Origin of the sequence: Leeia oryzae DSM 17879 (genome assembly GCF_000376945.1) — a bacterium.
GTDB lineage: Bacteria > Pseudomonadota > Gammaproteobacteria > Burkholderiales > Leeiaceae > Leeia > Leeia oryzae.
In genome coordinates this window covers 225278-238741 of sequence record NZ_AQXU01000022.1, presented here as the reverse complement: position 1 = coordinate 238741, position 13464 = coordinate 225278, and the positions used below count along the sequence as shown (strand labels likewise).

At 53.6% G+C, this 13464-nt stretch carries 12 protein-coding genes; 3 read left to right on the top strand and 9 right to left on the bottom strand.

Annotation, left to right across the window (positions count from 1 at the left end):
• Window positions 1-12: 12 nt before the first annotated feature.
• On the bottom strand, window positions 13-1854 hold the full coding sequence (locus tag F552_RS0109860; RefSeq protein WP_018151576.1) for a M61 family metallopeptidase: 1842 nt from the start codon (window positions 1852-1854) through the stop codon (window positions 13-15).
• A gap of 170 nt (window positions 1855-2024) precedes the next feature.
• Entirely contained in the window at window positions 2025-3293 is a 1269-nt protein-coding gene (locus F552_RS0109855; RefSeq protein ID WP_156802274.1) for an oxygen-independent coproporphyrinogen III oxidase, read from the bottom strand.
• A 354-nt stretch (window positions 3294-3647) separates the two neighbouring features.
• Here F552_RS0109855 and fnr point away from each other — a divergent pair, with 354 nt between their 5' ends.
• The 3 genes from fnr (at window position 3648) to F552_RS0109835 (ending at window position 6714) form a co-directional block, all read left to right on the top strand.
• A complete protein-coding gene (gene fnr, locus F552_RS0109845; protein WP_018151573.1) occupies window positions 3648-4400 on the top strand; it encodes a fumarate/nitrate reduction transcriptional regulator Fnr in 753 nt (250 codons plus the stop codon).
• 158 nt (window positions 4401-4558) lie between these two features.
• The gene (locus F552_RS0109840) at window positions 4559-5491 is read left to right on the top strand and encodes a LysR family transcriptional regulator (protein WP_018151572.1); all 933 of its coding nucleotides are present in this window, start codon (window positions 4559-4561) and stop codon (window positions 5489-5491) included.
• A 140-nt stretch (window positions 5492-5631) separates the two neighbouring features.
• Window positions 5632-6714, top strand: coding sequence for a BMP family ABC transporter substrate-binding protein (locus tag F552_RS0109835; RefSeq protein ID WP_018151571.1), 1083 nt, complete (start codon window positions 5632-5634; stop codon window positions 6712-6714).
• A gap of 100 nt (window positions 6715-6814) precedes the next feature.
• Here the strand turns inward: F552_RS0109835 and F552_RS0109830 are convergent, their stop codons facing one another.
• The 7 genes from F552_RS0109830 to F552_RS0109800 form a co-directional block, all read right to left on the bottom strand.
• Window positions 6815-7984, bottom strand: coding sequence for a sensor histidine kinase (locus F552_RS0109830; RefSeq protein ID WP_018151570.1), 1170 nt, complete (start codon window positions 7982-7984; stop codon window positions 6815-6817).
• Between the two features lie 29 nt (window positions 7985-8013).
• On the bottom strand, window positions 8014-9162 hold the full coding sequence (gene rluB, locus F552_RS0109825; RefSeq protein WP_018151569.1) for a 23S rRNA pseudouridine(2605) synthase RluB: 1149 nt from the start codon (window positions 9160-9162) through the stop codon (window positions 8014-8016).
• Window positions 9155-9709, bottom strand: a complete 555-nt coding sequence (gene scpB, locus F552_RS0109820) for an SMC-Scp complex subunit ScpB (RefSeq protein WP_018151568.1) — start codon at window positions 9707-9709, stop codon at window positions 9155-9157. The genes rluB and scpB overlap by 8 nt, the downstream gene beginning before the upstream one ends.
• Before the next feature lie 3 nt (window positions 9710-9712).
• Window positions 9713-10393, bottom strand: coding sequence for a hypothetical protein (locus F552_RS0109815; protein WP_026182582.1), 681 nt, complete (start codon window positions 10391-10393; stop codon window positions 9713-9715).
• A 224-nt stretch (window positions 10394-10617) separates the two neighbouring features.
• The gene (locus F552_RS0109810) at window positions 10618-11424 is read right to left on the bottom strand and encodes a segregation and condensation protein A (RefSeq protein WP_018151566.1); all 807 of its coding nucleotides are present in this window, start codon (window positions 11422-11424) and stop codon (window positions 10618-10620) included.
• Window positions 11425-11539: 115 nt separating this feature from the next.
• A complete protein-coding gene (locus F552_RS0109805; protein WP_018151565.1) occupies window positions 11540-12742 on the bottom strand; it encodes a tryptophan--tRNA ligase in 1203 nt (400 codons plus the stop codon).
• A 72-nt stretch (window positions 12743-12814) separates the two neighbouring features.
• Window positions 12815-13456: a site-2 protease family protein gene (locus F552_RS0109800; RefSeq protein ID WP_018151564.1), complete on the bottom strand. Its 642-nt coding sequence runs from the start codon at window positions 13454-13456 to the stop codon at window positions 12815-12817.
• Window positions 13457-13464 lie beyond the last annotated feature (8 nt).

Below are 13464 nucleotides of genomic sequence, written 5' to 3'. Positions count from 1 at the left end.
GACAAATCATTGTCAGGCCGGCTTTAACCAGGCCTGACGTAAATTAGATGTTACAGGTAAATCTTGGTTCACTTGCAGTCCAACCGTATCTTCGGCTGGTGCATCCAGTGTCAGTGCGAAACTGCGTAGCGCATCTTTGCGGAAAGCATGCACGGTCACGGTCTGGCCTGGCTGGTAGCGTCCCAGCGTGGCATCCAGACTGCCATGCGTCAATTTCACATGATCCAGCGCAATCAGGATATCGCCCACATGCAGCCCGGCTTTTTCAGTGGCACTCTGGTTATAGACGGTCTGCACCCGAATGCCAAGCGCGTCTGCACCCAACCGCGCACCCAGTACCGGTTTGGCCTTTGGCACTTTGGCCAGATATTTGCCACCCTTGTCTGTACTGCCTTCTGCTATGCGCTTTTGCACAGCCACGCCAAATTCGGGCAACAATGCCAGCAGCGGAGAAACCACATCACTCGCGGTACGCAAATGCGTATCAAAGAAAGATTGCAACGGCAGCCCGGTCACCTCAATGGCCATTTGTTCCCAAGCCGACTCGTCCAGCCCCTGCCCGGTCTGGTCGAACAATTTGCCCACCCGGTGCCATAGCGCCAGCATGATACCGTCTAATGACTTTCCTTGCTTGCGTAACGTCAGATCCAGCAGACAGGCAAACAACCCGCCTTTGACATAATAACTGGCCAATGCATTGGGGCTATTCTCGTCTTGGCGATAATATTTGATCCATGCATCAAAACTGGCATCTTCCAGACTCTGCTTCAGCGCCCCGGGGCTGCGCAAGGTATTGGTGATATTGCGGGCCAGCGTCTCCAGATACTGCGATTCGGAAATCACCCCGGCACGAACCAGCATCAAATCATCGTAATAACTGGTGATCCCTTCAAAGGCCCACAACAACCGGGAGTACGCCTCCCGAGACAAATCATATGGCGCATAGGCAGCAGGTTTCAGCCGTTTCACGTTCCAGTTATGGAAGTACTCGTGGCTGATCAACCCCAGTAACTGTTGGTAGCCACTCGTCGGTTCTACGGGTTCATCCTTGCCCGGCATGTCCGCCCGGTTGGCAATCAACGCAGTCGAGTTACGATGCTCCAGTCCACCATAGCCATCTGCCACCAGATTCAGCAAAAACACATAACGTGCATAGGGTGCCGCAGGCTTGGCGGCATCCTCTGCAAAAAAGCGGATCTGGGTTTCACAGATACTGGCCGTATCTGCCAAAAGGCGTTTGGCGTCCCCATAATGACCACCCGAAATCACCATGTCGTGCGGTGTACCGCAAACATCAAAGCGGTAGCGCTCCAAAACACCACATTCAAGCGGACAATCAATCAGATGGTCATAATTGCTTGCCACAAAAGGTGCAAAACTCCAGTCATCCAGCTGATCAGCATTCTCTCTTGGCAAGCCGGTAGCCACTTCCCATTGCTGATAGGCATCACCAGCTGGCGGGATAATCTCCAGGCTCGCTGGCACGTCTGTCTGCCCTTCAACACCGAGGCAAAGTGCTGCCGGATTCAGAAACGCGCGGTCGGCATCAAAGTAAGCGGTACGCACAGACTCGTCAAACGCATAAACCTGATAACGGACAGTCACCGGGCCGGACACCGCAGACAGTTGCCAGCTTGCTTTATCCAGTTTGCGGATCGCAACCGGCACTTGCCCGCACGTTGCAGAAATAGTCACGATCTGTCGTGAAAACTCGCGAACCAGATAAGAACCTGGAATCCAGGTTGGCAAAAACAGTTTTTGGCCTTCGGATGCCGGATGCTGAATGTCGAGTTCAACATCAATCAGGTGGGCGTGAGGCTGGGACAACGATAAACGGTAGGCGACCTGGTACATCAGAAATTCCGATCAGTACATGACAGACAGATGGGATTTTACCGCAAGCGACAGGCTTATGCAGTACCAGATAAAGACAGGGATGACACGATCACGGCAAACGGGGATTTCATGGTTCAAACCATCCTTGATGAATCAGGTTTGAACCATGTACAAGCAGGTTATCAATTTCAGGCAGAGAAGAACTGTCTGGCAATATGGTCAGCCAGTAACCGGCCAGATTCGGTCAACCACAGGGTTCGCTGGCGTTTCTCTAGCAACCCGGCCTGAATCAGTGGTTGCAGGCGTTTTAGCTCGGCCGCGAAGTACTGGTCAAACTGGATGAAATACGCCAGCTCAAACGTCAGGAAATCCAGATACCCCAGGCACAGCAACTGCTCCACGACCGCGCGACGGACCAGCATGTCCAGAGGCAACTTTCTGGCCGTCACCAAAGGCAAACGCCCTTCCTGGATTTGCTCGATATACCGTGCCTCTTCGCTGTTCCAGGACTGTACCGTCCCGATAATGGAGCACGCGGACGGCCCGACCGAAATCCAGTCAACATTCATGGTTTCCCAGTTACCGGTCGTGTTCAGAATCAACCGGCCAATCCGCTGGGCAGACAACCACGGATCACCATGCTTAACGAACCAGCCCCCCGCCAGATGACCATAGCCTTTGTCTTCCAGCAGCTGGATCACATGGTAAAGCGCATCTTTCTGCTGCCCAAGACGGGTTGCACTCAAGGTATTTAGCGGCGGCAGCCTCAGGCAAACCCGCTCGGGCGACAAATCCATCAGGCTGCGGACATATTCGATGGCTGGCACGCCAACCGCCTCACCCGCCCCGATCAGGATATCCACCGACAAACGACCTGTCGTATTGCTTCTTAAACGCCATAGGGCCGACAATTGCGTCGCATGGTAATGAATATCCTGCGGGTTGATCGCCTGCAGATAAACATCCACACCCTCAGGCAAATCCACCAGCTGTCGGCCTGTTTCGCCATAAAAACGCAAACGAATCTGGCGTTGCCCGCCCAGTTCGGTGACTGCCTTGCCGGAACTTTGCCACCAGCGCGCGATAATGGCCTCTGCATCCAGCCCGGCAACCGGCAGTTGCAACGTGGTCGATCTCACTTTGCGGCCATCAAGCGTGTCATGTCGCATTTGCCATTCCGCCGCAATGGCAGCCGTCAACCCGGCCTCGTCCACCACCTGGTCAGGCCAGACTTCCGTCAGACTGAGCGGCAAGGCCAAACGGCCAACAGCCGGCTTATGCCACGCACGGGATAGTGCAGCATCATTCAACCGGGGCTGGCGGTACTGTTTGGCGGTAGGAAAAACCGCAATATCATCAAGCGACAGGATCAATGGATGATTCCAGGCTCTGGGTACAACCACAGAGGGGAAATCAACATTTACGCTATCGTATTGATCAAGGCGAAGTGGCGTCATAGCTACAATGAATCTCTTAATATCGTGGCTGAACTATGACGCTTTAAGTCCTTTCAGGTGTTGATATGCATCAACCCTGCTGAGGGTTGGCGCTTGATCCGTATCAATGGGAACCCGCACCCCTCTTGGTGAGCATCTTCGTCAGGATGCAGTTTAACCGCCCCGCCACTCACGATAGACATCAAAATAATTGATTTCAACAATCAAGATAAATGATTACAAAAGTGATTAGTGGAGAATTGCACAAATAAACAAGTACCCAAAGACGTATTCAGCAAAAAAAAGATTGGATAATGTATAAGTAAAGTCAAAATTTGAGTAGAATTAGCAAGACTCGTAACAGGCTGAGCTGTAATGACCACAACCGGTACCATTCCGATCCAAGAAGTATCCCTGAAAAATCTTCGGGTAGCATGTTCTAGCTGTAGCTTGAGAGAACTTTGCCTGCCACTGGGTTTATCTTCAGAAGAAATGATCCAGCTGGAAACACTGATCAGTCAGCGCACCCGTATCAAAAAAGGTGAACAGCTCTATAGTGCAGGTGACCCGATGTCATCGCTCTACGCCGTTCGCCTTGGCTTCTTCAAAATGAGCGTTGTCTCGGAAGACGGCCGCGAACAGGTAACGGGTTTCCAGATGGCAGGTGAACTGCTGGGCATGGATGCCATCAGCAGTGACTCGCATACGTGCAGTGCCATCGCACTGGAAGACAGCGAAGTCTGCGAAATTCCGTTTACCGAGCTCGAACAGCTCAGTCGCAATATTCCATCTTTGCAGCATAATTTCTACAAAGTGTTGTCACGTGAAATCGTCCGTGACCATGGCGTAATGATGCTGCTGGGTAACATGAAAGCGGAAGAACGTCTGGCTGCCTTCCTGATCAACCTTTCCCAGCGTTTTGCCTTGCGTGGTTACTCATCCAAAAATTTCATTTTGCGGATGACACGTGAAGAGATTGGCAGCTATCTGGGGCTGAAGCTGGAAACGATTAGCCGGAGCTTCTCCAAGTTCCAGGATCAGGGCTTTATCCGGGTCAGCAACAAAGAGGTCGAAATTACCGACCTGCCAGCCTTGAAAGCCATCTTGTCAGGTTGCCCTGAAAAATAAACAGCCATGCGGCAGATAAGCATTACAGGTTTCTGATACCCGTGTTTATCTGCCAGTTTTCTGCCTGACATTGTATTTACCCCCCTCAACTCCTGTTTGGCCAGGCATAGCCGTAAAACGGACAGGGTTGATTCTGCATGATTTGCGACAGGAAATTCATGCTTCGTCTTAGTCTGGATGCACTCGAAGTACTTGACGCCATTGACCGCGAAGGCAGTTTCTCTGCCGCCGCAGAAGCCTTGCACCGAGTCCCCTCCGCCATTACCTATATTGTCCAGAAGCTGGAACAAGACCTGAATGTGCAGATCTTTGATCGCGCAGGTCATCGGGCACGCCTGACAACGGCAGGTCTGGAACTGCTCCATGAAGGCCGGCATTTGCTCAGGGCAGCCAATGCACTGGAATCCAGAGTCAAACGTGCAGCTACCGGCTGGGAAACCCAACTGACCATTGCACTGGACACCCTCTTCCCGGTATCTGTCCTTTACCCGTTACTGACATCCTTTTACGAACAGGCAAGCGGCACCAGAATCAGCATTTCTCATGAAGTTTTTGGCGGCACCTGGGACGCATTGGTGGACGAGCGTGCCGATCTGGTCATCGGTGCCCCCGGGGACCCGCCTGCCAGCAGCGGCATCATCACGCGCCCCATGGGACAGCAACCGTTCATTTTCTGTATTTCTCCGCAACATCCGCTGGCGCAGCTTCCAGAACCTTTGATGGCCAGTGATATACAGTGGCATCGGGCAGTGGCCGCCGCAGACAGCTCCCGCAGCCTGCCGCCTCGTACCTCGGGTATTTTGTCAGGGCAGGAAGCACTGGTGGTGCCGGACATGCGAGCCAAGCTGACGGCGCAACTTGCCGGACTGGCATGCGGCTACTTGCCGAAGGCACTGGCGGAGCCCTATTTGCAGAGTGGCCGCCTGATCAAGAAAGACGTCAATGAAACCCGTTCTGCAGCGAACTTCCACCTGGCATGGCGCAGCAGCCACTCCGGCAAGGCATTACAGTGGTGGCTGGATACGCTGGCTGACCAGGCATTATTGACCCGGATCATGGAATCTTGTGCACAATTAAATCAGCCATATTGATCACGATTTCTGTCCGCTACACTTGCGGTTTTTAAAAGAAGCAAGCAAGCTTCATGATTGAAAAATTGGGTGGGTAACCATGTCATGATCCACAAGAGATTGATGGGGTTACCAAATAATTATCAAAAAAGGAGTATTCCGTGATTTCTCGCAGACTCGTTATCAAATCGGCCGTTGCTGCTTGCATGGCGCTGGGTGTTGGTGTTTCGGCATATGCTGCCGAGCCATTCAAGGTTGGTTTTGTCTATGTGGGTCCGGTTGGCGATGCCGGCTGGTCTTTTGCACATGACCAGGGCCGTCAGGCCATCGAAAAGGCGCTGCCAGGCAAAGTAAAAACCACATATGTGGAAAGCGTACCGGAAGGTGCAGATGCCGAGCGCGTGATCCGCAAACTGGTACAAGATGGTAACCAGCTGATTTTCACCACCTCATTCGGTTACATGAACGCCACCCAGAAAGTGGCAAAACAGTTCCCTAAAGTCACCTTTCTGCATGCGACCGGCTTCAAAACCGAGAAAAACATGGGTACATACGATGTACGTACCTATGAAGGCGCCTACCTGGCTGGTTACGTGGCAGGCTTGACCTCCAAGACCGGCAAAATGGGGGTGGTTGCATCCGTGCCTATTCCGGAAGTAATCCGCAACATCAACGCCTTTACGCTGGGTGCGCGTGCCAACAACCCGAAAGCCACTGTAAAAGTGATCTGGATCAACAGCTGGTATGATCCGGGCAAAGAGCGTCAGGCAGCCGAAACCCTGATTTCTCAAGGTGCAGATACCCTGATGCAAAACACGGACTCTGCGGCCGTGGTACAAACTGCACAGGATAAAAAAGTGCATGCATTTGGCTGGGACTCTGACATGAGCAAATTTGGTGCAGATGCCCACCTGGCAGCCAGTCAGATCAACTGGGGCGTTTATTACACCAAAGTCACCAAAGACGTGATGGCTGGCCAGTACAAATCCGGCCAGATCTGGTGGGGTCTGAAAGAAGGCATGATCGACCTTGGCGCTCTGAACAAGAACCTGTCTGACGATGTGAAGAAAAAACTGGCCGCACGCAAGGCCGAGCTGGTATCAGGCAAGTCAGCCATTTTCAAAGGTCCGCTGAAAGACAATACCGGTGCCATGAAAGTGGCAGCCGGTAAAACCATGTCTGATGACGAACTGCACGGCTTTAACTGGTATGTAGAAGGTGTTGACGGCGCGATTCCGAAGTAATCTTGCCTGGACGTTCTGCATAAAACAAAACCCGGCTAACCTTGGTTGCCGGGTTTTGTTTTATGCGTGTTTATTGCGTGCCATCGCTGCCCATGCCAAATTACGATTTCAGCGGCAGCTCAATACAGGCCTCGCAACCACCTGCGGGCTGGTTTTGCAACGTAATGTCTCCACCATGCGCCTCCAGCACACTTTTGACAATCGCCAACCCCAAGCCGGTACCCTCTTGCCTAGTGGTGAAAAACGGCGTGAAGACTTTCTCCAGAATCTCATCTGCAATGCCAGGCCCGGCATCCAGCACCGTCACCAGCAAGCGCTGTCCCTGAAGATGGGCCTCAATGCCTATATGGCTACCCGCCGGCGAAAATGCCAATGCGTTCTCCAGCACATTGACCAGCGCACCCAGCAGGCTCTTGCGGTCGCCAAACAACGTCTGGTGATCCAGCTGCATGGCTAGCTTGATATCAACCTGCTTCTCTTCTGCCACCGGCTGGATGGTATGTACCGCTTCAAATAGCCAGTCGCCAATCAGGAAGGTTTCTTTCTCGCTATTGTCGCCTCTGACAAACAGCAGCATGTCCGCAATCAGACCTTCCAGATACAAAAGCCGGCTTCTGGCCTTGTCTGCAAATTTAAGGCGTTGCTGGTCTTGCAATTGCGGTTTGTTCAGATGCCCGACATACAAAATGGCGGTGGCAAGCGGCGTACGCAGCTGATGTGCCAGACCTGCAGCCATTTCTCCCATGGCCGCCAGCTTGCGGTGTTGCGCCAGTTGTTGCTGCAAACGGTAATGCTCTGACAGGTCTGTCAGCAGAATGAGACGCCCACGACCATCCGGCAAAGCGGTGGTCTGCAGTGATAATCGCAAACCATGCAACTGCGAATGCCCTACCAGTTCGTACTCTTGCGGTACCGATGTATCTTTCAGCATCCGGTCTGCCACATGCTGCCATTGCTGCCCTGGCAAATCTGCACCCAGCAGATGCTCTGCAGCCCAGTTGGTGGCAGTAATGACATCTGTTGCATCCAGCTCCAGTACACCGGCGGGCAGTACGGCCAACAGCGAAGACACCCGCTGGGCAAGTGCTTCTTTCTCTTGCAGTTGCGCCTGCAACGCGGCATTGCTGGCGGCAAGCTCGCTACTCAGGTGAGCCACTTGCTGCTGCAGACTGTCAAACTGGGCAGACAGCTGCAGGGATGCCTCATTAAACTGCAGAAAAGCAGCCTGCAGTTGCTGGGGGGTCAAGGCTTGCTGGCTGTCTTCAATCATGCGTCAGGCTCCCGAGTTGCCAACCGGTATTATGCCAGGTCAGCCCATTGCAGCACGGCCAGCACTTCGGATTCTTCCAGCTCGGTCCAGGTGCCACGCTTCAGGCGCGGCGGCAAATGCAGCGTACCAAAACGAACGCGCATCAGACGGCTGACGGTCAGGCCAAAATGTTCAAACATGCGGCGAACTTCACGGTTACGGCCTTCTTTCAGGATCACGCGATACCAGTGATTCAAGCCTTCACCGCCCTGATCAACCAGCGACTCGAACTTGGCCGGGCCATCTTCCAGCTCAACGCCTTTTTTCAGCTCTTGCATCTGCTCCTGGGTCAGCTCGCCCATCACACGCACGGCATATTCACGCTCCACCTCAAAACGCGGGTGCGTCAGACGGTTGGCAAGGTCACCGGAGGTGGTGAACAGTAACAGGCCACTGGTGTTGTAATCCAGACGACCAACCACGGTCCAGTAACTGCCCTGTACGCGCGGCAAGCGCTCAAATACGGTTGTACGCCCTTGCGGGTCATCACGGGTAACCAGTTCGCCTTCCTGCTTGTGGTAAATCAGGATACGCGGCAAGCGGTTCTGGATACGCAAGCGCACTGGTTTTCCGTCTACTTTCACGACATCGGTAGGTACGATCTTGGTCCCCGGTGTCGCAGGCTCGCCATTCACCGTCACTCGACCCGCTTCGATCATGGCATCCATGTCGCGGCGAGAACCCAGCCCGCTCTGAGCCAGAACCTTTTGCAAGCGTTGTGGCTCGGTAGAAACCTCTACCTTGTGCTTTGGAATATGTTTGTCGCGGTCTTCCCGCTTGACCAGCGTCACATGCCGCGCTTTATTGGTCTGTGCACCCTTGGTGCCCGGGGCGCGGAAGCCGGTAGGCGCCTTTTTACCAATAATCTCGATATCGGCACTGCGTGGCGGCCGCTTTTTGCCCGTTGTGTCCCGCTTTAGCTTGTTGTCAGGCGAACCGCCCTCGCCCTGTCCGGCACGGTCTGCCGGCTTGGGTTTGGCGCCATAGGGGCGTGCTGATGGTGCCGGCTTTTCAAAACCAGCCCCACTCTTTTTCCCCTGATAACCCGGCGACTGTGGCGCCTGAGTGCGTTGCTGCTGGCGGCTACCCACCTTGGCAACGGGCTGACGCGGACCTTGGGACGAACTTCGCTTAGACATTAGGTAAACTTTCCTGACTCATCACTTGCACTAGCTCCGACAACGGCGGGAGCTCGTTTAAACTTCTCAAATTCAGATCATCCAGAAACTGGTGCGTGGTGGCCAGTAACGCAGGACGACCCGGTACTTCCCGATGGCCAACGGTTTCAATCCACCCTCTGGCCATCAATGTCTGAATGATACTACTTGCGACGGTTACGCCGCGAATTTCTTCTATTTCACCCCGGGTGACCGGTTGGCGGTACACAATGACTGCCAGCGTCTCCAGAGTGGCACGCGAGTATTTTGGCGGCTTTTCGGTGGTCAGCCGGGCAAGCCAGGGCTGAAACTCCGGCCGGGTACGAAACCGCCAGCCAGATGCCAGCTGTACCAGCTCTGCCGACCGGTTCGCCCACTCGCCTTGCAACTCTTGCAGCAATTTGCGGATCTGGTCATTCTGCCATTCTTCCCCCAGCACCATTTTCAGCTGGGCAAAAGACAGCGGCTCTACTGCAGAGAGTAGAGCCGCTTCCAGAATCAGTTTGGCTGTTTCTGGCGTTGTCAGCATGGCTTAAGCAGAACGACGACGCATGAATACAAAACCTCCGAGAATCACCACAATACCGGCACCCACAGCAACCCATAGCCATGGGAATGCACTGGACTCTACGATATAACTTGTCTGGCCAGACGGCAAAGAGAGCATGTCGATCTTGACCGGGCCAGACTCGGCTGGTGCTTTACCATCGACCATTTTAACAGAACCCGGCATATTTAACTCCATCTCAAACACCATGCCGATAGATTTCATTTGCTGTGCTTCTGCGCCGTTAGGCAGAGACTTGGGTGCATTTGCACCGCTACCCTTGCCCATGCTGGCAATTTCACTGAACAAGGCCACGGCATCGACTTTATATTTGCTGCCATCCACCGTCACGCCTTTGGCCTGTTCTTTGGGCAAGGTGCCCGAGAACTCTACCTTGTTAGGGGCAATATCCTTGCAATTCACGTTTTCGGGTTTTTCCTTGCCCATCTCGGCACAGTTCATTTCCTTGGGTGCGTTCTGGTTAGAACCGCCAAGGCCTTTCATCATGTCCATCATTTTGCTGAAGTCATACTCGGTCACAAAGCTGACTGCACCATCGCGCTCGACTGTCGCTTTGGTTTTGACTTCAACACAGCCTGACAATGAAATGGCCAGCAGACCAGCGGCCAGAAGACGGACAGGTTTTCCCGAAAAAATATTCAACATACAGATTGCCTTTTGGGTAATGGAAAAGATTTTGGCAACAGCCTTAATTGATTGAAACCCGCAAAGGCGAGAGACGAAAACAGGCCAGCAACAGATGACATGATACAGCATGCAGACGTCATGTCATTCGAATCTATCAAAGATGCGTGGTTTTATGCAGCAGGTACCACTATGAATAGTATTAGCAGACAGACTAGCCGAATGCGAGCAGGATGCTCATCTTTTTAGCGTTCGGCCAGCCGGACAAAGATACTCTCGTAAGGTTGGGTCTGTATCAGGCTGACCAAACCTTCTTTGGTCAATTCCAGCATGGCAAGAAAACTGAGCACCAGATCAAGGCGGCCGGCGTTCACTTCAAAAAGAGATTCGAAAGGCAAGCTGGCGCCTTCTTGCAGACGCCTGAGGATGTCACTCATCCGCTGCCGGACCGTAATCCCTTCCGCTGTGACATGGTGGTGCTGGTTCAGGCGGGTACGGCGCAACAGGCTATGCCAGGCATTCAGGAGATCCCCTACCTCGATATCCGGCAAGCGCGGGGCAATTTGCTGCTCTACCCATACGGATACCCAGGCAAAGTCCCGGTCAACAACCGGCATGGCATCCAGCTGATAAGCTGCGGCCTTGATCTGCTCGTACTCCAGCAGCCGTTGCACCAGCGCGGCTCTGGGGTCGTCATCAAAACCATCTTCATCCACCACCACGGGCCTTGGCAGTAGCAATCGGGACTTGATCTCGATCAGCACGGCGGCCATCAGCAGGTATTCGGCGGCCAGCTCAAACTGGTGTGCCTGCATCAGGTCTACATATTGCATGTACTGTGCCGTGAGCGTAGCCATCGGGATATCCAGCACATCCAGATTCTGCCGGCGGATCAGATACAACAGTAAATCCAGCGGGCCTTCAAAGGTTTCCAGAAAGATTTGCAGCGCATCGGGGGGGATATAGAGGTCTGCGGGAAGTTCAGTGAATGGCTGCCCCAATACCTGCGCCAGCGGCGTGACAATGGGGACAGACAGTTCAATTTGAGACATGCGGGTTACATCCTGCAAGCGGTGGCCAGATAGCCGGACACGTATCTGCGCATTTCACGCAGATAACTGCCGGCATGTCTGGTCATGATGACAGGAGACATCAACAGCGGGTTGATCAGCTATAACCCAGACCCATGGCTTCACGCACATCGCGCATGGTTTCGCGGGCGACTTCACGGGCGCGCTCGCAACCATCGGCCACGATATTGCGTACCAGTGTCGGGTCTTCCAGATACATCTTGGCGCGCTCTTGCATCGGACGCTGTTCTGCCAGCACGCCGTCAATCACTGGTTGCTTGCATTCGATACAGCCAATGCCGGCGCTCTTGCAACCTTGTTGTACCCAGGTTTTGACTTCATCGTTGCTGTAGACTTCGTGCAGTTTCCAGACCGGGCATTTTTCCGGATCGCCCGGGTCGGTACGACGGATACGCGCCGGGTCGGTTGGCATTTGCTTGACCTTTTTGGCCACAGAATCGGCATCTTCACGCAGGGTGATGGTGTTATGGTAGCTCTTGGACATTTTCTGTCCGTCCAGGCCCGGCATGCGGGAGGCTTCAGTCAGCAATGGCTGTGATTCTGGCAGAATCATCTTGCCGCCGCCTTCCAGAAAACCGTACAGACGCTCGCGGTCACCCAGACTCAGGTTCTGTGCGTCTTCCAGCAGCGCACGGCCTGCATCCAGCGCTTCTACATCGCCGTCCTGCTGATAGCGGGTACGCAGCTCATCGTACAGCTTGCCTTTTTTGCCACCCAGTTTTTTCACCGCGGCTTCGGCTTTTTCCTGATAGCCAGGCTCTTTGCCGTACAGGTGGTTAAAGCGGCGCGCAATTTCCCGTGTAAATTCGATGTGCGGTACCTGATCTTCGCCCACCGGCACCATATTGCTGCGGTACACCAGAATATCGGCACTTTGCAATAACGGGTAACCCAGGAAACCATAGGTATTCAAGTCTTTGTGCGACAGTTTTTCCATCTGGTCTTTGTAGGTTGGCATGCGTTCCAGCCAGCCGTTTGGCGTAATCATGGACAGCAGAAGATGCAGTTCTGCGTGTTCCGGAATATGGCTCTGGATAAAGATGGTGGCCTGGGCCGGGTCTACCCCTGCAGCCAGCCAGTCGATGACCATGTCCCAGACGCTGTCCTGGATGATCTGTACATTGTCGTAATTGGTTGTCAACGCATGCCAGTCTGCCACCATAAAGAAGCAATCGTGCTCACTCTGGAGTTTAACCCAGTTTTTCAGCACGCCATGATAGTGGCCCAAATGAAGACTGCCTGTCGGGCGCATGCCCGAAAGTACGCGATCTGCGAACATGTTACGTTTTTCCCTGTTGGTGTGAAACTTTGATAATGATGCGTTGAACTCAAAACGACTTAAGAGGTTACGTTAAAGAATGAGATGCTGCAATGCTCCGACGGCGGCATAAATCGGCCCGAGGATGAAATCGAGCAAATGTGTCGTCATGAGCACGATCAGAATGATGAAGCCATAGCGCTCTAGCCCGTTCAAGCGGACATCCCACGGATAAGGCAGCAGACTGGTCAGGATGCGCCCGCCATCCAGCGGCGGAATCGGGATCAGGTTAAAGGCAGCCAGTACGGTATTGAAGATGACGCCCATCAATGCCATGCGTTGCAGTGGCTCGCTATAAATACCCAGATCGCTTGTCGCGCTAAGTTTGAAGATGAGCAGCCACGCCATCATCATCAGAATATTGGCCATGGGGCCGGCTGCAGCCACCAGCAGCATGTCACGGCGAAGTTTCTTGAAATTGCGGGTATTGATTGGCACCGGCTTAGCCCAGCCAAACATGAAACTGCCAGGCAAGATAAGACAGATCAGCGGCACCAGAATGGTACCGATCGGGTCAATATGTTTTAGCGGGTTGGCCGTGATACGCCCCATCATGAGGGCGGTTTTGTCGCCTAGTTTCATGGCAGCCCAGCCATGAGCGGCTTCGTGCAGGGTGATGGCAAGAATGACCGGCAATGCATACAGCGTAACGAGCGTCAAAAAATCCTGGTCCATATTTTTCC